The following is an 18,410-nucleotide window of genomic DNA, read 5'->3' on the forward strand; positions in this document are numbered from 1 at the left end:
AGCTCCACCACACTCCATTACTTCGCAGAAACCACTTCCTGCAGCGCTTTCAGCGAAGGTGCTGCAGTCAGTCTGGCCAGTTCAGCAGCCACGATCTCCGCACGCTTGGCCTCCTCCATTTTTCCGGCAGCCGCACGTTCACGCGCTTTTTGTGCCACGAGCTCGATCTGCGCTGCACGCATTTTCCGTGCAGCCTCGGTCGCAGTCGCCTGCATCGTTTCAAGCTGCGTATCATAGGCCTTGCGCAGGGTCTTGAGCACGGGCGGCCACGTCTCCTGCGGCACGTCCAGCGTTTCGCGATTGGCCACGTGAGATATCTCGCTCAGCAGATAATCACGCTGCTCTGGCTTGAGCCCTGTTAGGTTGCGCTGCAGCGCGGGAATGTACTTGGCCGCCAGATCACGCAGCTTCGGCTGGATGTCGATGTCCTCGTTCGCCCCCCATTCACTCGCAAATCCGGCCAGCATCTGCACCAATTCGGGGTCACTCTCACTCAGCTTCCGGATCATCTCCTCCGGTTTTTCCACGACTGGCTCTCCTTTCATCTCGGGCACGGGCGCAGCCTTCATTTCAGGCACGGGCGCAGTCGGCTCCAGCTTAGGCTCAGGCGCCGGCATCACCGCCACCATCTTCTTGGCCTCCGGTTCGGGTTCCTTGGGCTTCACCTCAGGCTTGGAATCCTCAGATTTAACCGCCTCCCTGACTGTCTGCTCAGCCTTCAGCTTCTCCGGCTGGGGCTTCGGTTTCGCTGGCTCGCTTTGGGTGTTCGCTGTTTCTTTTTCAGCAGGCACATCCGTCTTGTTCGTCCGTAGCGCAAAAAATCCGCCCACGACCACCACCGCCACTCCGATCAGTGCCAGATGCAGCGGCTGCAGAGGCATCGCTGGCTTGGGCTTCTCATCCACCGCCACCACGCTCACCGCCTGCGCTTGGTTGATCAGCAGGGCGATGTTTGCCCTCAGTTCGTTTGCGTCCTGAAACCGCAGGCTCTGGTCTGCATGCGTCGCTTTGTCGATCAGTTCATCCCACCGCTTCGACAGCGGCGCATACTCCTGCACAGACCTCCTCGGCTGCTGTGGCACACGCCCCGTCAGCATCTCATACAACACAATGCCCGCCGCAAAGATGTCCGCCCGCTGGTCCACCGATCCCTTGTTCAGAATTTCAGGCGCGGCGTAGTCCGGAGTGCCATACGGGTTTTCCTCCGCCTCTCCAGTGATCGGCCGCGCCAGCCCAAAGTCCGCCACCTTCACCTGCCCCTCCTCGTTCACCATGATGTTCCCAGGCTTGATGTCCCGGTGCAAAATTTTATGGTTGTGCGCATACGCCAGCGCCTCGCACAGCTGCATCGCCAGGCTCGCAGCCGTGCGCACCGGCACGCTGCCCTTGTGGATCATCGTGTGCAGCGTCGGTCCCTCCACCCACTCCATCACCAGGTAGAGGTGCCCCGCACGTGTGATCCCAAAGTCATACACCGCCACGATGTGCGTGTGGTTCAGTTTCGCCATCGCCCGCGCCTCAGCCTTGAACCTCTCCGCAAAGTCCTCCTGCATGCCAAACTCAGGCGGCAGGATCTTGATTGCCACCGGTCTTTCCAGGCTCACCTGCCTGGCTCGATACACCGCTCCCATCCCGCCAAACGCAGCCAGCTTTTCAAACTCATACTGCGGCAGCAGTGCGCCCATCTCTTCCACAGAGGGGACTTCAAACGGGGGCTGATGATGTGCGTGGCTCTCTTCGGACATGAACTAAAACGGCGAATTTTCGATCCAGCGGCTCACGCTTTCAGTAGCGTGCTCCGTGCCGGAACTTCAGCGAGTTTACGCCCTGACTTATTCAGTTCCTGCAATGTACCATTGCACATCATCCTCCCAATGGGCAGCACAAAAAGAGACTTCGCATGAAAAGCGACGGCTCATTATGCCCCTGTGTGGTACTTTTGTTCCCCCCCATGCGCCAGCCCGTGTTCTTGGCGCAGATTATGCATAGGAAGAGTGTCAGCGCCAAATCCCCCGGTGCATGCCAGTCGAATGCGACGTCACCCCTTGAAACTTCACCTTCTTCTTTTATGCCACACTCACCTGTCTCCGAAGAAAAACTCGTCGGCTTCCCTGCTCGCTGCCAGTCCCTTCGTCAAAAGCTCCGTGTCTCCAGGCCCGAGCTCGCCAGCTGGCTCGGTGTCGGCCGCAGCTATGTCAGTGTCATGGAAAAAGGCCGCCTTGCCCCATCCCGCCCCGTATTTCAGTTGATCGAAAAACTTGAGGCTGCCGCCAACTTGAAACAGCTCGCCATGCACATGCCCCAGCCTGACACCACAGCCACCCCTTCCCCGGTCATGTCAGGCCTCCCACCGGAAGCCATTGCGGCTCTGGACCGCCTGGTGCAGTCCGAAGAAGAAGCCCCCTCAGCCCTCGCTCCTGTCACAGCCCCTGCCATGCCCGAAGAAATGCCCGTCACTCGCGAGAAAAACGCCTTCGCTCTCCGCGTCGCCGCCCTCCGTGCCAAAATGGGCGTCACCCGTCCAAAGCTAGCCCAGCGCCTCGGTGTCTCCCGCCAGTACGTCACCAAGATCGAAAACGGCGCGCACGCTTCCCTGCCTGTCATCAAGCTCATCGAAAAACTTGAGGCCGAGATCCTCAATGGCACTACATCCAGCTCGGAGCCCACTGTTCACGACACCCCCTCCGCAGCCCTCTCAGCGGCACCTGCCATTCAGCCTGCCGCTGTCATTGAAGCCCCCGCAGGAGCACCATCTCCGCCGCTTCCTCCCTCCATCCCCGCAGCCCCGGTCTCCGGCATGCCCCGCATCAGCGCGCTTCCGGTCCTCACCATTCCCGCCGCACGCGATCTCACCGCCCCCAGCCTCGCCGCCTTTGCCGCCACCGAGCACTTCGCCTTCAGCGTCACAGATCCGGATGCCTTCGCCATGCGCCTCGCTGGAGACGCCATGCTCCCTCAGCATCACGATGGCGAGCTCGCCATCCTCTATCCCAACACCGCCCCCCATACCGGCAACCGCGTCATCGCCCGTCTCAGCGACAGCCTCGGCGGCGACATCCTCTTCCGCATTTACAGCACCGCCGACCACGGCCACTCCATCGTCCTCTCCAGTCTCAATCCCCTCTACCCTCCCGTCACCCTCACCCCTGACGAGATCGCCTGGATCTACCCCGTCGCCACCACCGTCCGCCAGATGCTCCTATGATTGCCTCCGGCCAGTCAGCAATTTTCAGCTCTCACTTCCCCGTTTAGAACCACACCGTCCCCTTGCCCTTCTCCGCCCTTGGCGCGAATAAGAGCCCATGCTCTTCCGCATCCTCGCCCTCATCCTTTCTGCCGCATCCCTCTCCCTCGCCGCAGACATCCACCTCTCCCCTGCGGGCTCTATTTCCACCCCGCAGGCAGCTCGCGATGCCGCGCGTGCTGCCACCAAGCCCGTACGCATTCTCGTAGCACCTGGCACCTACCCTCTCACCGAGCACCTCACCCTCAGCGCTGAAGACTCCCAGGTCACCTGGTCCGGCAACGACGCCACCTTCACCGCAGGCAAGCCCATCACCGGTTGGCAAAAAGCAGACGGCGGCCTCTGGAAAGCCACGCTTCCCGACAAAGCCTGGACCTTCGAGCAGCTCTGGATCAATGGCCGCCGCGCCACCCTCGCCCGCTCGCCCAACAAAGGCTACTACCACATCACCGAAGCCGTCGGCGCAGGCGTGTTCCCTGACCTCAAGGAGAACATGAACTTCCACGCCTTCTCCGTGGCGCAGGAGCAGTACGAAGTCCTCAAATCCATTCCGCCTGCAGAACGCGATCACGTCCTCCTCACCGTCACCCACGCCTGGGCCGTCGGCCAGTGCCGCATCAAAGACCTCAACGACGAAACCCTCGCCGTCCGGATCAAAGGCTGCTCCCGCTACCCCTTTGTCGAGTTCGAGCCCGATCAGCGCTGGTGGGTTGAAAACTTCCGCGCCGCCCTTGATGCCCCCGGCGAGTGGTTCCTCGACCGCGCCAAAGGCGAAGTCCTCTACCTCCCACTCCCCGGCGAAGACATGACCAAGGCTGAAGTCATCGCCCCCGTTACCGACAAATTCCTCTCCATTAAAGGCGCGCACGACGTTAGCTTCGAAGGCATCTCCTTCCAATACAGCAATCATCTCTACCCCGCCGAAGGCCTGCACGACACCCAGGCCGCCACCACCACCCAGGGCAGCATCGAGATCGAAGACAGCGCCCGCCTTCACTTCACCCATTGCGACATCGCCCACACCGGCCTCCACGCCATCTGGTTTAAAAACGGCTGCTCTGATTCCACCGTCAACCACTGCCACCTGCACGACCTCGGCGGCGGTGGCGTTTACGTCGGCGAAATCGCACGCCCCGCCGACGAGCGAGTGAATCACCACATCACCATCTCAGACTCCATCATTCAGCACGGCGGCCGCCTCCACCCCAGCGCCTGCGGCGTCGTCTTCACTCACACCCAGCACTGCACCGTCAGCCACTGCGACATCGCAGACTTCTACTACACCGGCGTCAGCGCTGGGTGGAACTGGGGCTACGGCGACACCGCCTCCCGCGAGACCACCGTCGAAAACAACCACATCCACCACCTCGGCTGGGCCTACCTCAGCGACATGGGCGGCTACTACGGCCTCGGCACGTCTCCCGGCACTATCATTCGTGGCAATCACGTCCACCACGTCGCCAGCCATCGCTACGGCGGCTGGGGCCTCTACAATGACGAAGGCAGCGCCGACACCCTCATGGAAAACAACCTCGTGCACGACACCTGGAACGCAGGCTTCCATCAGCACTACGGCTACTTCAACACCGTCCGAAACAACATCTTCGCCTTCGGCCACACCGCGCAGATCCAGGCCTCCCGCAATGAGGCCCGCCTCCGCTTCCGCTACATGAACAACATCGTCGTCTGGGACCCCGCGTCCCCCCTCCTCGACGGTGGCGAATGGAACTGGAAATTCTTCGACAAAACCGAGCGCGGCGATCCCAAAGACAGCCTCGTCTTCCGCAAAAACCTCTACTGGCCCACCGATGGAAAAATCCCCGCCACGCTCACCAAAACCCACTTCACCTGGGACGAGTGGCGCAAGATGGGCCGCGACAAGGAAAGCCTCTTTGCCGATCCCCTTTTCGAAGACCTCGCCGCACGCGACTTCCGGCTCAAGCCCAACTCCCCCGCCGAAAAGATCGGCTTCAAACCCTGGGACCTCACCCTAGCTGGCGTCCGCAAAACCGACCCCGCATGGCGCGACCTCGCTGCCAAGGGCCACACCTACCCCACCTGGGACACCGACGCCAAACCCTGGCCCGCCCCACCCTACAAGGTCGATCAAAACTTCGAGCACGCCGGCCTCGGCACCCTCGGAATCCGCGGTGCCAAATACACCCACGAAAACAAAGGCGAATCCATCGGCGTCACCGACGAAACCTCCTCCCCCATCACTCCAGGCTCCAAGCGCAGCCTGAAAGTGCAAGACGCCCCCGGCCTCAGTAAAAGCTACAACCCCGTCCTCGACATCTACCCCACCACCTGGGACACCCCCGGCACCTTCCATGCCGAGTTCGACGTCATGGCCCAGCCCGGTGCCGACTGGTTCTTCGAAATGCGTGGCAAAAACCTCGACTTCGGCAACGGCCCCTACCTCCGCTGGCAGAAAGACCAGCTCGCCGCCAGCACCGATGGCAAAGTCCAGCTCATCAAAATCCCTGCTGGTGAATGGTTCCGCGTCTCCATCACCGCCTCCACCGGCGCTGGCAAATGGTCCCTAGAAATCACCCGCCAGGACGGCACCAAACACGCCTACCCCGACCTCGCCTGCAAGCCCGCTTGGTCAAACGCTGGCTACCTCCTCTTCAGCGCCCTCGGCACCACCCAGACCGCCTTCTTCATCGACAACCTCAAGCTCGAGCAGCTCAAGTAATCACTCGGCACCACACCTGCATTGCTGTCTGCATTTGCACCCAAGATTCCACTGCACGCTGACGCGTTGGTTGATCACTCTGGATGCAGGCCAAACATCTGCAGCACCACGCGCAGCATGTCCCCCGCCTTGGTACGATAGGGGCGCTCAGGGCGCAGGATAGCCCAGTCACGCTGACGCCCGATGGCGGCCAGGCTGCCTGAAGGATGAATGAGCACACCATAGCCCGCGTATTCCAGCAGCGGCAGATCCGCCGCGCTGTCTGAATAGCTCCAGCAGTTGGCGCGCTCCTTCTCCGTCAGCTCGGTCAACCCTGGCACGGCCTCCTCCATCGCCACGATCTTGGCCTCATGCTTGTTGTTACCCGTTACCAGCCTCGGCATACCAGGAAATTTTCGACCGATCTCAAAACGAGTGGCAATGCAGTAGTCAAACCCCAGCACATGCGCGATCTCGCGCGCATAAAAATCCGGGCTCGCCGTATTCAGCACCAGAATGCGGTTTTGATGCTTGTGTCGCAGGATCTCCGCGCGCAGGTCCGGATAGGCCCAGCGCGGCACGCACACGCTGGCAAACTCATGCGCATACTCCGCCAGGCGCTCGCGCGACATCCCGCGCAGGTAGCTCAAAAAGGCGCGCTTGGCGGTGGCCGTGCTCACCAGCCCGCAGGCACGCCCCAGCGCCACTGGCACAAAGAGCGCATGCAGCAGCACCCGCCACGGCTCACGATGCAGCACAAAATTGCAGAACAGCGCCTGCGTGTCGAACGGCAGCAGCGTGTGATCGAGATCAAAAAAGGCGTAAGAGCGTGCGGGCATCACGCCCGAGCCTAGCCTCAGGTTTCCATCTGGCAAAACATTCCCAGCCTTGACGGATGCCTGCACGGACGGCACATTGCACGCCCCTTCCCCCCAAAACCTGATCTCATGGCCCAAGAAACCACTCTCATCCTGCTGAAACCCGACTGCGTGGCACGCGGCATCAATGGCGAAGTCCTCAAGCGCCTGGAAGACGAAGGGTTCCGCATCCGTGGCTGCAAAATGATCCAGCTGACCGATGAGCTGCTCAAGGAGCACTACTCACACATCGCCGACAAGCCTTTCTTCCCCGACGTGGCCAGCTTCATGAAGAGCAAGCCCGTCATCGCCGTGGCCATTGCTGGAGAAAACATCATCTCCCACGTTCGCGACCTCCTCGGCCCTACGGACTCCAAGGCCGCCCCCAAGGGCACCATCCGCGGCGACTTCGGCACCGACAAGATGACCAATGTTGTCCATGCCTCCGACTCCCCCGAGGCCGCTGCCGTGGAGCTGAAGCGCTTTTTCAAAGAAGGCGAGATTTTCAGCTATTGAGCCGCGCGTAATGCAGCCTACACTCCGCCCGGCTCAGGCACACTGCCCGAAGCCGATGTGGTGAAATGGTAAACACAGCGGACTTAAAATCCGCTGGGAGGCAACTCCCTTGCCGGTTCGAGTCCGGCCATCGGCACGGGTGTGGCGCACACGCAAAGCATGTGCCATCACCATCCCTGTGCCCGCTGCATGCTCTGGCGTGCGCAAAATCCGAGTGGGCAAAACCGCCCGCCCAGGTGTGCACGGAGCACGCCCACCCTTTCTTCCGCTACTGAGCAGGAGAGCTTGCATGGGGTGCTTCATGCTCCCCCACAGAGGGAAGCATGCCCGGTCTAGTGGAAACCATTATTCCAAAATTGCGGCCCACCACGAGGCACCGGCTGCGGACGTTCACGAGCTCACGTACCGTAGCTGACGACAATATCGGATTCCTTTTGGCATGGCAGGATAGGCCCCGTGAACACGAACCTCAAACGCGCCACTGACATCATGAGCACGACCACTTCCTTCTCTGTTGCAACCTCCCCTTCTCACACCAGCCCCCGCCAGCGCTTCATCCAGAACCTGGCCGAGAGCGAGCTCTTCCAGCACTACCAGAAAGCCTTTCACACGCTTACCAGCCTGCCACTGAGCCTGGAAGCCGTCCGCGAAGAAAGCCCCGTCGAAAAGATCGTCACCCGCCAGGGAGTGGCCGGAGTGGTGGAAACCCAGGTGCCCGTCCGTGTGGGTAAAAACACCATCGCTGTCATGCTCACCGGCGGTGTTCGCCTCCAGCCCGCCAATGCAGACACCTTCGCCCCGGTCGCCAAGGCTCTTCTGGACGACGGTCGCTCCGCCACGGAAATCCGCAGCGCACAGGTCCACTTTGAACATGTGCCCGTGATGGAACCCTCCCGCTACGAGGCAGCCGTGGCCATCCTTCAGTCCTTCGCTCTTCAGCTTGGCGACAGCGCCCACCGCATGCTCTTCGCCACCGCCACCCATGAGCCTGAGGCCGTGCGCAATGCCAAGTCCTTCATTCACAATCACCTTGCCGAGCCCATGTCTCTCGAAGCCGTGGCCAGCGCCGTGAACGTCAGCCCCTTCCACTTCTGCAAGCTCTTCAAGCGCGCCACCGGCCTGACCTTCACCGACTTCGTGAACCGCGCCCGCGTGGAAAAAGCCAAGCGCATGCTCATGAAGCCCGCCGCCCGCATCACCGAAGTGGCCTACGATGTCGGCTTCCAGAGCCTGTCCCACTTCAACCGCAGCTTCCGCCGCATCGCGGATGAATCCCCCACAGAATTCCGCAGCCGCATGAAGCACGGCAGCCCGGCCCTGATGGCCGCCTAAAATTTGTCGCCATGCGCACCGCACTGCGGTGTTTCGACGACAACAGCCCCGGAGAGGACGCCTGAGCGCGTTGGGCCCATCCTTTCCGGGGTTTTTTGTGCCCGCGCACCGCGCCTGCGCCGATGCGGATGCACTTGACCCACCCCCGCCCCCTGCGCACACTCGCCCCTCACTCTCACTCCAGACACCCAACCCTCTTTTTAGTTGTCCCATGAACCGGAAAATTCGTTATGGCATGATCGGCGGCGGACGCGGCGCCTTCATCGGCGGCGTTCATCGCATCGCAGCATCTATCGACCAGCAGATCGAACTCGTCTGCGGCGCCTTTTCCTCTGACCCCCAGCGTTCCAAGGACAGCGGCGCTGACTTTTTCCTCCCCCCTGAGCGCTGCTACGGAAACTTCGAAGAAATGATCCGCACCGAGTCCGCTCTGCCTGCAGACAAGCGCATGGACTTCGTTTCCATCGTCACCCCCAACCACCTGCACTTCCCCGCCGCCAAGGCCGCGCTGGAGGCCGGTTTCCATGTCCTCTCCGACAAGCCCGCCACCTTCAACCTCGCTCAGGCCAAGGAACTGGCCCAGATCGTCAAGGCCACCGGCAAGCTCTACGGCGTCACCTACAACTACACAGGCTACCCGCTCATGCGTCAGGCCCGCCAGATGATCGAGGAAGGCAAGCTCGGAGAAATCCGCAAAGTCGTCGTCGAATACCCCCAGGGCTGGCTCGCCACCATGCTGGAAAACACCGGCCAGAAGCAGGCCGCCTGGCGTGTGGACCCCGCCATCTGCGGTGCCGCCGGCTGCATGGGGGACATCGGCACCCACGCCATCAATCTCGCCGAATACGTCACCGGCCTCCACATCAAGGAGCTGGCCGCTGACCTCACCATCTTCCTGGCCAAAGAAGGCCGCCGCCTGGAGGACGACGGCAACGTCCTCCTCCGCTTCACCAATGGTGCCAAGGGCGTGCTGCACTCCAGCCAGATCAGCATCGGCTGCGAAAACAATCTCAGCCTCCGCGTTTACGGCTCCTTGGGCGGCATCGAATGGTCCCAGCTGGATCCGAATACGATGATTGTCACCTCACTCGACAAGCCAAAGCAGATCTACCGCACCGGCCTGGGCTACCTCGGCAGCGCAGCAGGCGCCGCCACCCGCACCCCCTCCGGCCATCCCGAAGGCTACTTGGAAGGCTTTGCCAACATCTACCGCAACTTCGCCAACCACGTCCGCGCCGTCATCAACGGCACACAGCCCAACCCGCTGGACATGGACTACCCCACCATCGAGGAAGGCGTGGCTGGCATGGCCTTCATCGAAGCCGTCGTCGCCTCCTCCGCCGCCAACGCTGCCTGGACCCCGCTGGACTACACCCCCACACCACGCGCCAAATACGGCGACGCCTCCCTCAACAGCGACCGCGGCGGCCTCTCCTAACTGGCACACGATCACCCACCCACGGGGAGAACGGGCGCATCGCCTGTTCCCCCCTTTTTCTGGACTTGTCCCAAAAGCTAGCCACCGGTCCTCCCACGCAGCAGCTTGTAAGTGTAAAAGAGCGCACGCCCCAGCAGGGTCTTCGGCGGCGAGGGCTTTCTCTTCACCGGCCGTGGCGGCACAGGCGACGTATTGATCTCATAAGTCTTCGCGCTCTCTCCGGGAAATCCACGGAAGATGCCGCTCGCATCCACATGCTCGGCAAACTCTTCAAACCCCATGTTTCCGATGGAAAGATTGTTTTCGATCGCCTGAATTCGTGTCGGCAATGCACGAAAGACGCGGCCCGGCTCATTCAAAAAATCCATCACCAGCAGCGGCTGTTCCGAGTCTGAAAAGGTGATGCTGTCCGCCACGATAATGAACCCGTGCTGGCTGCGCACAGCCATGCTGGAGCACAGCATCTCGGGGTTCACACCTGCAAAAGCCGGATCTTCCACAAAGCTCACATGCGCCAGAAAGCCGTCCCGACCGATGGGGCTGGAAATGAGACTGCACAAACGACTCCACGCTTGATCATCGCTGAAATCGCTGCGCAGGACAATGGGGTGCTCGGTTTCAGGAAGCTGTTTCATCGGTGGTGGGAATGGAGGCTGACCGTTTTACTTTGATAAGATGATAAGCGGGCAAATCCACGGGATCCGGGTGTTCAGCACAGGACAGTTTCACCATGAACCTCCTCCCGCCTGCGTGCATATGCTCCTCGATGATCATGCCTTCCTTGCTGCGGTACAGTTGCGCGCCAAGGGTCACTCGGACGTTGTCACCCACCCTGCAGCGGTCACGCCGCTCTAGGTATTTAAACACAAAAAACAGCACACAGATCGGCCCCAGCAACAGCCCCGCACTGATCCAGTTTCCGAACGCGAGGCTCACAATGCCTCCCACAATCTGAACCAGGAACAGCAGCTCAAAGCACCCCTGCGGCGCGAAGCCCGCCGGTTGCCGATGATGCGGAAGAAGCGATTTCATGAGATCGAATGGGCAGCATCTGCGGAAACTTTGTTATAGCACCACATTCCAGAAGCAGGGACGCCGGGCCATTCATCACTCTTTGCCGAATACCTCAGCATGATTTCCAGAGCGCGGTCAAAACTGGCGGCAAGGTAATCGATCCGGCTGTCGCCTGGATTTTCGGAGCCCATCTCGCCATCAGCAAAAAGACGACCTGCATCATCCGAGTAAATCACCAGCCCATCATCATCAAAAATGTTGCTGAACCCGATGGGGTGCAGGCTTCTTTCCAGCAGCCGCTCCAACTGGCTCTGGTGCTCTGTCAGATCCTTGTCCACCTCTCCGATCCACGCAAAACGTCCCAGCCCTGAATGCGGATAAAGGGTCAAACCACCGAACTCGCTCAGACCATCGGTGACAACAGTCGGGAAGGGATGCGCTGCCACCGCCTGCAGCGCCGCCAGCTCCTCAGGAGGCAGGCGGCGTCCTTCTCGCCATCCTGCGGCAAGCAGCCGCAGCAGCACCGGCTCGCTGAATCTCCTTCGTGCCGCATCGCTGAGCTTAGCCAGAAGCTGCAGGGCTGCTCTGGTACGCCCGGCCTGATCGACACGGAATTTCTCAAGTTCCAGCTCCCACGCTTGTGGCTGACGCTGAGCAAACCCGAGTTTGATCGAGCGGATGGCGATGCGAAAAAGGGACACCAGCTTTTGCATGGTCACATCATCTCAAAACAAAACGGGGAGAACAAGCCTGCGCTCATTCTCCCCGCTGGTATCAATCATTCTCCAGCTCAGATCGACACCGGCTTGCCCGTCTTGGCGGAGGCATAGATGGCGTCGATCACCTGCATCAGGCGCAGGGCCTGCTCAGGAGTGTTCAGCGGAGCAGCCTTGCCTTCAATGGCGTGGATGAAATTCGCGGCAGAGCCAATGCGGCCCATGTCCTCACAGGCAGGGACGGTGATGCTGCGGTTCACGCTGTTGCCGTTTTCCTGCACGTAAAGCTCGCAGGTGTCGATGGCGGTGTTGTCCAGTCCATCGATGCCAAAGAGGCGCTCCACCTTGCCGCCAGCTTTGGTACCCTGGAAGACCACGGAGACTTCCTCGCGCTTGATCATTTCAGCCCAGGAAACCTGCAGGCTCAGCACCTGGCCGGTCTTGAAGGTCACAAAACCATGCGCGGCGTTTTCCACATCGGTGGTGCCCCCCACACGGTCAGGAATGCCCCAGGGCCCCTTGAACTGCTTGTCGGTGATGAAATCGGAGAAAGTCTGACCCAGGACGTGGGTGGGCTCGGGATAGCCCATGAAGTACATGGCCAGATCCACCATGTGCAGGAGGTCGATGAGAGGTCCGCCACCGGAGAGGGCTTTGGTCGTGAACCAGCCGCCAAAGCCGGGGATGCCGGTGCGGCGGATCCATTTGGCCTGGGCCGAGTTGATCTTGCCCACCACGCCGTCGTTGATGTATTTCATCATCGCCTGGGATTCAGGACGCGCGCGGTTGTTGAAGTTGAAGAGCACCTTCTTTTTGGCCTTCTTTGCGGCGGCGATGATTTCCTTCACCTCCTTGGCGTTCAGCGCAGGCGGCTTCTCGGAGAAGACATGCTTGCCAGCCTTCAGGCACTGAAGGGTCAGCGGCTTGTGAAATTTGTTCGGCACGATCACGCTCACCGCCTTGATGTCGGGGCTGCCCTTGAGCATGGCCTCCACAGATTCATAGGCATGCGGGATGCCGTACTTTTCTGCAGCGCGTGCTGCTGCTCCAGGGGCGGCGTCCGCCACGGCCACGATCTCTGCGCCAGCCTGGCGGAAACCTGCCGCGTGATACTGCAACATGCCGCCTGCTCCGATGACTCCTACTTTGATGCCCATAAAATAAAGTGATTCGTTAAGTTGATTGGTGAATTTTCGAACGTGGTCGCGAGAATGGAGATTCCCTGCCTCAGAGTCAAGGTTTGAAAACGACGCAGGCATGCCACCCCCACCTCCCCTCTCCTTCATTCTGATTTCGACATTCGTCATTTGGGCGCTTTCATTAAACCTGCACCTTCCGTTCTTTGCCCCATGCCCGCGACTCTCCGTCCAGCCACTCAGGCCGATCTCCCGGCCATCAATGCCATTTACAATCACTACGTGGAGCACAGTACCTGCACTTACCAGACCGTGCCCAGCACTGCGCAGGAGCGGCAGGACTGGTTTGACGCCCACGGCCCGGAGCACCCCGTCATCGTTGCCGAAGAAGACGGAATCGTGGTCGGCTGGGGCTCCCTCAGCCGCTTCCACCCGCGCCAGGCTTATTGCCACAGTGTGGAGGACTCCGTCTATCTGCACCATGAGCATCAGGGCAGAGGTGTCGGCAGTCTGATCCTCGGAGAGCTCATCGCACTCGCCAAAAAAATCGGCCACCACACCGTCCTCGGCGGCATCGATGCCGATCAGGCAGGCAGCATCGCCCTGCACGCCAAGTTCGGCTTCGTCAAAGTCTCCCACCTCAAGGAGGTCGGCCACAAGCACGGCCGCTGGCTGGATGTGCTGTGGATGCAGAAAATGCTGTAGCAGCGGGCAGCCTCGGGTTGCCAGCCATTCCGTCTTGACCTTTCGCATGCAGTCCCGCTAGAACTGCTGCACCGCCAACGTCTAGACGCCATGCTCTCGGATCCCGCAACTCTTTCCCGCCGCAGCTGGCTCTCCGCCACTTCGATGGGGCTCTCGAGTGTGGCGCTGTCCCACCTCATGGCGGACTCACGGTCGCACTTTCCGGCAAAGGCTCGTCGCGTCATCTGGCTCTTCATGCACGGAGGCCCCAGCCATGTGGATCTCTTTGATCCCAAGCCCGAACTCATCCGGCACGCCGGCAAACCATTGCCAGACAGCTACGGCGCGGTGGAGACCCGCCGAAAAGTGGCGCAGAATCCCTTGCTCGCCCCCGTTAAGCCTTTCCGCAAGCACGGCCGGAGCGGCATCGAAATCAGCGACTTCCTCCCGCACATGGCGGAGCTGGCAGATGAGATGTGCGTCATCCGCAGCTGCCATGGAGACAGCGTCAATCATCCGCAGTCCGTCTATCAGATGAACACCGGCTCCATCCAGATGGGAAAGCCCAGCATGGGCAGCTGGGTGTCGTATGGGCTCGGCTCTGAAAACCAAGACATGCCCGCCTTCGTCGTCATGCCAGACCCTGGTGGTGGCCTCAAAGGCGGCCCGCCTGCCTGGGGCAGCGGCTTCCTGCCTGCCACCTACCAGGGCACCACCATGCGCGCCGGGGGCAGCCCCATCCTCCATCTGCAGAGCCCTCAGAGCAGCGCACGCCAGCGCGCCACGCTCGACCTCATCCAGCAGATGAATGCACAGCATCTTGTCCGCCATGCCGCCGGCTCCGAACTCGACGCCCGCATCCGCAGCTACGAGCTGGCCTTCCGCATGCAGAGCGCTGCCCCGGAGGCGGTGGACATCTCTCATGAATCCGAGGCCACCCAAAAACTCTACGGCATGGATGATCCCACCACGCGCGAGTTCGGCACCCGTTGCCTGCTTGCACGTCGCATGATCGAGCGCGGCGTGCGCTTTGTGCAGCTCTACTCCGGCGATACCAATGGCTGGGACGCCCACGAAAACGTGCTCAAAAACCACACCGAATACTGCGCCCGCACCGACAAGCCCGTCGCCGGCCTCATCCGCGACCTGAAGCAACGTGGCCTGTTGGAGGACACCCTCGTCATCTGGGGCGGAGAATTTGGCCGCATGCCCATGAGCGAAAAAGGCGTCGGCCGGGATCACAACCCCTGGGGCTACACCACCGTGCTCATGGGCGCAGGCGTAAAGCACGGCCACATTCACGGCGCCACGGACGAGTTCGGCCTCCGCGCCGCCCAGGACAAAGTCCACATCCACGACCTCCACGCCACCATCCTCCACACCCTCGGCCTGGACCACGAGCGCCTCACCTTCCGCCTCAACGGCCTCGACCAGCGCCTTACCGGCGTGGAAGGAAATGTGGTGAAGGGAATCCTTGCCTGAATGACGAATGAAGGCCGCACTCCGCATCATTCAGTATGTTTTGATGGCATGGCTTAGTGGCGTACACGCCCACGCCGTCTCCATCCACGCCTCCGCCGACCCCGTCAAAGACGAGCGCCCCATCAAGCCTGCAGACAAACAGCACTGGGCTTTCAAACCGCTGCAATCCACACCCGCCAAAACAGGCATCGACGATCTCACAGACCACACAGCACCAGCCGCAGATCCCGCCACACTCATCCGCCGCATCACCTTCACGCTCACCGGCCTGCCACCTTCTCCCGAAGAAGTCGAAGCCTTTGCGAAAGCCTGCGCTGACCACCCAGCATCCAGCATCGAGCATCTGGTGGACCGCCTGCTGGCCTCCCCGCGTTACGGCGAGCACTGGGCCCAGTGGTGGCTCGACCTCGCACGCTATGCCGACACCGACGGCTTCGAATACGATGCCGAGCGCAAACACGCCTGGCAGTATCGCGACTGGGTCATCGACGCACTGAACCGCGACTTGCCTTTCGACACCTTCGTGCAGCACCAGATCGCCGGAGATTTGATGGGAGACGAAACCGCCACCGGCTTCCTCTTCTCCTGCCCGGACATGCCGGACCTCAACAATCAGGACGAGCGCCGCCATGCACTGCTCAATGACATCACCACCACTATCGGCTCCGTGGGCCTGGGCCTCACTGTTGGCTGTGCTCAGTGCCATGACCATCCCTACGATCCCATCAGCCAGGCCGACTTCTACCGCCTGCGCGCTTTTTTCGACAACACCGTCCTCACCAAAAACAGCAAGCCTCTAGGCCCGGCAGTTCGCATCTACACCGAAGGCATTCCCGCCAGCACCGTCTTTGTCCGTGGCGACTTCAAGCGCCCAGGCCCTGAGATCCAGCCCGCCTTTCCCCGCATCTTCGGCACCACCCCGCCCAAACCTGACCGCACCACACTCGCTCAGTGGATCGCCAGCAAGGACAACCCTCTCTTTCTCCGCGCCATGGCCAACCGCTTCTGGCAGCAGCACTTCGGCAGCCCTCTGGCCGCCATCCCTGGAGACCTCGGACACCAAGGGGAGCCCCCGTCAAATCCCGCCCTGCTCGACTGGCTGGCCACCGAGCTGCCTCGCCAAAACTGGAGTCTCAAGCGCCTGCACAAGGTCATCCTCATGTCGCAGACCTACCGGCAGAAAAGGGCGCAACCCATCCGCCTCACCGGCGAAATGCTGCGCGATGCCATGCTCAGTGTCAGCGGCCAGCTCAATCTCAAAACCGGCGGCCCAGGCGTGAAGCTGCCGCTGCCAAAAGAGATCAGCAGCACCCTCATCAAAAGCCAGGCCGAAGCCACCAAGGACACCAGTGAGCACACCCGCCGCAGCATCTACACCTTTGCCCGGCGCAATCTGCGCCATCCGCTCTTCGAGCTTTTTGACCGCCCGGATGCCCAGATGAGCTGTGCCCGGAGAAACACCTCTACCACCGCTCCACAGGCTCTCCTGCTGCTCAATTCCGAATTCGCCCAGTGCATTGCGTCAAAGCTGGCCGCCCACCTTCAGATGGAGCATGGCTCGGATACAACCGCCCTCATCACCGCCGCCTCGCTGCGCTGCCTCGCTCGCACTCCCACGGCGCAGGAGATCGGGGCCGGACAAAACTACCTGCAAAAGCAAACCGCCCTCACCTCCGCATTCCACGAAGCTTTGGCCGACTACTGCTTGGCCTTGCTGAACTCGAATGAGTTTGTTTATGTGGATTGAGCCATGAATCCCACTCCACCCTCCACCTCCATTAGCGGTGCCTTCATTGCCAGGCTCGGAGCATGGCTTCAGCTCGCACAGCTCGTCGGTTTCGTCGGCACGGTGACCGGCATGAGGAAAGCTTTCAAAGCCCTCGGATCGCCAAGTCAGGGCGATACCGCCGAACTCAGCAGAGCTATCGGTGACGTCCTCGCCGCATCCTTCACAGGCATTGCTCTCTCCCTGGTGGGCATCCTCCTGATTCTCATCGCCATCACAGTATGCCGCTACCGCGCTGTATGGATGTACTGGTTCTTGTGCATCTACGGCACCCTCATCTTCTTCAGCTACTTCATGCCCTTTGGCCTGTTTTTCTTCATCTACGCCCTGCTAAAAAAAGAGGAGTTTCTGCGACCCAATCAAAGCCTGCCAGAGCTTTGAAATCGGCCGTTACATCTTCACAGCCAGGGATTGCCTGTGGCACTTGACGCCACATCCGCCACAAGATCAAAGACACATCACAATGCTTGAACCCCGGTTCTGCTGGTGGATTTTAGGAACCTTCGGCAAGCCATCATGCCCAAACTCGACATCAGCCCCTACCCCGACACCCCTGAAGCACGGGCGGAGCTGGTGGACTTCCTGACGCGTCAGATCCCGCCGCGAGAAGGTCCCGGCTGGGAGCAGCGCATGCAGCATTGGTGGGATGAGAATCCCGCCGCTGTCACAGATCCAGAACGCGGACGCTGGGTGCACGCAGAGGGGCGTCTCGTCGCTTATGGCGGCTCTATTCCGGCCATTTCCACCTTTCGGGAGCGCACTTTCCAGACACTCAATGCCACCACCTTTTGCGTGGACCCGCACCACCCGAGAGCTGCCGCGCAAATCTTCCTGAATCAGCGTGAGCTCGTGGCGCAGCGCATGATCACTCACTCCACTCCCAACCCCCGGGTACAGGAGGCCCTTTTAAAGCTGGGTGCACGTGCGGAGCAGACCGTCATACGCCACTTCTTTCCTGCAGGTATCGCCTCACATCTCAGTGGGCGCTTCTGGTGGCCGTCGCTGCCTGCACACCTGCGCGTAATCACAGATCCAGCGGAGATTGTGGCCATGGCACGTCCTTGGCAGCGCGCCGACCGGATCGAAAAATGGATCACGCCTGACTACCTGCGTTGGTTCTGTAGATCCACTGCGCGCCAGCATCACTTCCTTGGTCTGGCGGACGGCGCAGGCACGCTAAGCAGCTATCTCATCGTGACCCCTCGAAAAGTACGTGGCCTGCGCAGCTGGGATGTGTTGGAAACCTTCACCGCATATGAGGATGACAGTGACCTCCTTGCCCTCACAGGCCTGCTGGTCAAAGAGCCAGGCATTCTTCCCGGCGGCGCCCTTCTCGTCACCGGAGCCAAGTTCCCCTCCGACCATGGCTGGGACCACGCCCCTTCCCTCATGCAGCGCCCCCAGCGTGTCTGCCACTTCTTCCTACTTCCAGAACTCATGAAGCACGCCCCAAAGCACACCGTCATGGCCGAGGGAGATCTGGGACTTTAGCTCCCGTCCATGAATCAAGATCGATGCTGCTGTGTGA

Annotated in this window: 16 protein-coding genes and 1 tRNA gene; 11 read left to right on the plus strand and 6 right to left on the minus strand. The window is 61.0% G+C overall.

Going from position 1 to position 18,410, the window contains the following annotated elements; translation table 11 throughout:
• Positions 1-17: 17 nt before the first annotated feature.
• Positions 18-1,745: a serine/threonine-protein kinase gene (locus HNQ65_RS25230; protein WP_184344401.1), complete on the minus strand. Its 1,728-nt coding sequence runs from the start codon at positions 1,743-1,745 to the stop codon at positions 18-20.
• A gap of 323 nt (positions 1,746-2,068) precedes the next feature.
• Between HNQ65_RS25230 and HNQ65_RS25235 the strand changes: the two genes are divergently transcribed.
• Positions 2,069-3,205 carry a LexA family transcriptional regulator gene (locus HNQ65_RS25235; RefSeq protein ID WP_184344403.1) on the plus strand — a complete coding sequence of 379 codons (1,137 nt, stop codon included), beginning with the start codon at positions 2,069-2,071 and terminating at the stop codon, positions 3,203-3,205.
• Positions 3,206-3,302: 97 nt separating this feature from the next.
• Positions 3,303-5,942, plus strand: coding sequence for a right-handed parallel beta-helix repeat-containing protein (locus HNQ65_RS25240; RefSeq protein WP_184344404.1), 2,640 nt, complete (start codon positions 3,303-3,305; stop codon positions 5,940-5,942).
• A gap of 74 nt (positions 5,943-6,016) precedes the next feature.
• Here HNQ65_RS25240 and HNQ65_RS25245 read toward each other — a convergent pair whose 3' ends face one another.
• On the minus strand, positions 6,017-6,760 hold the full coding sequence (locus HNQ65_RS25245; protein WP_184344407.1) for an HAD family hydrolase: 744 nt from the start codon (positions 6,758-6,760) through the stop codon (positions 6,017-6,019).
• Between the two features lie 108 nt (positions 6,761-6,868).
• On the opposite strand from HNQ65_RS25245, the gene ndk reads away from it, so the two are divergent.
• The 4 genes from ndk (at position 6,869) to HNQ65_RS25265 (ending at position 10,064) form a co-directional block, all read left to right on the plus strand.
• Entirely contained in the window at positions 6,869-7,294 is a 426-nt protein-coding gene (gene ndk, locus HNQ65_RS25250; protein ID WP_184344409.1) for a nucleoside-diphosphate kinase, read from the plus strand.
• 51 nt (positions 7,295-7,345) lie between these two features.
• Positions 7,346-7,430 (plus strand) — tRNA-Leu (locus HNQ65_RS25255).
• Positions 7,431-7,783: 353 nt separating this feature from the next.
• Positions 7,784-8,626, plus strand: a complete 843-nt coding sequence (locus HNQ65_RS25260) for a helix-turn-helix domain-containing protein (RefSeq protein ID WP_184344411.1) — start codon at positions 7,784-7,786, stop codon at positions 8,624-8,626.
• 211 nt (positions 8,627-8,837) lie between these two features.
• The gene (locus HNQ65_RS25265) at positions 8,838-10,064 is read left to right on the plus strand and encodes a Gfo/Idh/MocA family protein (RefSeq protein ID WP_184344413.1); all 1,227 of its coding nucleotides are present in this window, start codon (positions 8,838-8,840) and stop codon (positions 10,062-10,064) included.
• Between the two features lie 77 nt (positions 10,065-10,141).
• Here HNQ65_RS25265 and HNQ65_RS25270 read toward each other — a convergent pair whose 3' ends face one another.
• The 4 genes from HNQ65_RS25270 to HNQ65_RS25285 all read right to left on the minus strand — a co-directional run bounded on the left by HNQ65_RS25270 (position 10,142) and on the right by HNQ65_RS25285 (position 12,951).
• Complete coding sequence (locus HNQ65_RS25270) at positions 10,142-10,699, minus strand: DUF6924 domain-containing protein (protein WP_184344415.1); 558 nt, start codon at positions 10,697-10,699, stop codon at positions 10,142-10,144.
• The gene (locus tag HNQ65_RS25275; RefSeq protein WP_184344417.1) at positions 10,683-11,096 is read right to left on the minus strand and encodes a hypothetical protein; all 414 of its coding nucleotides are present in this window, start codon (positions 11,094-11,096) and stop codon (positions 10,683-10,685) included. Before HNQ65_RS25275 ends, HNQ65_RS25270 begins: the two co-directional genes overlap by 17 nt.
• Complete coding sequence (locus tag HNQ65_RS25280; RefSeq protein WP_184344419.1) at positions 11,093-11,791, minus strand: SUKH-3 domain-containing protein; 699 nt, start codon at positions 11,789-11,791, stop codon at positions 11,093-11,095. The genes HNQ65_RS25275 and HNQ65_RS25280 overlap by 4 nt, the downstream gene beginning before the upstream one ends.
• Positions 11,792-11,868: 77 nt before the next feature.
• Complete coding sequence (locus HNQ65_RS25285) at positions 11,869-12,951, minus strand: Gfo/Idh/MocA family protein (protein ID WP_184344421.1); 1,083 nt, start codon at positions 12,949-12,951, stop codon at positions 11,869-11,871.
• Positions 12,952-13,143: 192 nt separating this feature from the next.
• Here HNQ65_RS25285 and HNQ65_RS25290 point away from each other — a divergent pair, with 192 nt between their 5' ends.
• From HNQ65_RS25290 to HNQ65_RS25310, 5 genes are all read left to right on the plus strand, one after another.
• Complete coding sequence (locus HNQ65_RS25290) at positions 13,144-13,635, plus strand: GNAT family N-acetyltransferase (RefSeq protein ID WP_184344423.1); 492 nt, start codon at positions 13,144-13,146, stop codon at positions 13,633-13,635.
• A 90-nt stretch (positions 13,636-13,725) separates the two neighbouring features.
• Complete coding sequence (locus tag HNQ65_RS25295) at positions 13,726-15,096, plus strand: DUF1501 domain-containing protein (protein WP_184344425.1); 1,371 nt, start codon at positions 13,726-13,728, stop codon at positions 15,094-15,096.
• A 7-nt stretch (positions 15,097-15,103) separates the two neighbouring features.
• Positions 15,104-16,843: a DUF1549 and DUF1553 domain-containing protein gene (locus HNQ65_RS25300; protein WP_184344427.1), complete on the plus strand. Its 1,740-nt coding sequence runs from the start codon at positions 15,104-15,106 to the stop codon at positions 16,841-16,843.
• 3 nt (positions 16,844-16,846) lie between these two features.
• The gene (locus tag HNQ65_RS25305) at positions 16,847-17,263 is read left to right on the plus strand and encodes a MotA/TolQ/ExbB proton channel family protein (RefSeq protein ID WP_184344429.1); all 417 of its coding nucleotides are present in this window, start codon (positions 16,847-16,849) and stop codon (positions 17,261-17,263) included.
• A 135-nt stretch (positions 17,264-17,398) separates the two neighbouring features.
• The gene (locus tag HNQ65_RS25310) at positions 17,399-18,373 is read left to right on the plus strand and encodes a hypothetical protein (RefSeq protein ID WP_184344431.1); all 975 of its coding nucleotides are present in this window, start codon (positions 17,399-17,401) and stop codon (positions 18,371-18,373) included.
• Positions 18,374-18,410 lie beyond the last annotated feature (37 nt).

Source organism: Prosthecobacter vanneervenii, from assembly GCF_014203095.1.
GTDB lineage: Bacteria > Verrucomicrobiota > Verrucomicrobiia > Verrucomicrobiales > Verrucomicrobiaceae > Prosthecobacter > Prosthecobacter vanneervenii.

Excerpts from the sequence above, each read along its gene's own strand:
- HNQ65_RS25305 (WP_184344429.1), top strand. The coding sequence starts at position 16,847 with ATGAATCCCACTCCACCCTCCACCTCCATTAGCGGTGCCTTCATTGCC.
- HNQ65_RS25235 (WP_184344403.1), top strand. The coding sequence starts at position 2,069 with ATGCCACACTCACCTGTCTCCGAAGAAAAACTCGTCGGCTTCCCTGCT.
- HNQ65_RS25280 (WP_184344419.1), bottom strand. The coding sequence starts at position 11,791 with ATGCAAAAGCTGGTGTCCCTTTTTCGCATCGCCATCCGCTCGATCAAA.
- HNQ65_RS25245 (WP_184344407.1), bottom strand. The coding sequence starts at position 6,760 with ATGCCCGCACGCTCTTACGCCTTTTTTGATCTCGATCACACGCTGCTG.
- HNQ65_RS25300 (WP_184344427.1), top strand. The coding sequence starts at position 15,104 with ATGAAGGCCGCACTCCGCATCATTCAGTATGTTTTGATGGCATGGCTT.
- HNQ65_RS25275 (WP_184344417.1), bottom strand. The coding sequence starts at position 11,096 with ATGAAATCGCTTCTTCCGCATCATCGGCAACCGGCGGGCTTCGCGCCG.
- HNQ65_RS25270 (WP_184344415.1), bottom strand. The coding sequence starts at position 10,699 with ATGAAACAGCTTCCTGAAACCGAGCACCCCATTGTCCTGCGCAGCGAT.
- HNQ65_RS25295 (WP_184344425.1), top strand. The coding sequence starts at position 13,726 with ATGCTCTCGGATCCCGCAACTCTTTCCCGCCGCAGCTGGCTCTCCGCC.
- ndk (WP_184344409.1), top strand. The coding sequence starts at position 6,869 with ATGGCCCAAGAAACCACTCTCATCCTGCTGAAACCCGACTGCGTGGCA.
- HNQ65_RS25285 (WP_184344421.1), bottom strand. The coding sequence starts at position 12,951 with ATGGGCATCAAAGTAGGAGTCATCGGAGCAGGCGGCATGTTGCAGTAT.
- HNQ65_RS25290 (WP_184344423.1), top strand. The coding sequence starts at position 13,144 with ATGCCCGCGACTCTCCGTCCAGCCACTCAGGCCGATCTCCCGGCCATC.
- HNQ65_RS25230 (WP_184344401.1), bottom strand. The coding sequence starts at position 1,745 with ATGTCCGAAGAGAGCCACGCACATCATCAGCCCCCGTTTGAAGTCCCC.
- HNQ65_RS25310 (WP_184344431.1), top strand. The coding sequence starts at position 17,399 with ATGCCCAAACTCGACATCAGCCCCTACCCCGACACCCCTGAAGCACGG.
- HNQ65_RS25240 (WP_184344404.1), top strand. The coding sequence starts at position 3,303 with ATGCTCTTCCGCATCCTCGCCCTCATCCTTTCTGCCGCATCCCTCTCC.
- HNQ65_RS25260 (WP_184344411.1), top strand. The coding sequence starts at position 7,784 with ATGAGCACGACCACTTCCTTCTCTGTTGCAACCTCCCCTTCTCACACC.
- HNQ65_RS25265 (WP_184344413.1), top strand. The coding sequence starts at position 8,838 with ATGAACCGGAAAATTCGTTATGGCATGATCGGCGGCGGACGCGGCGCC.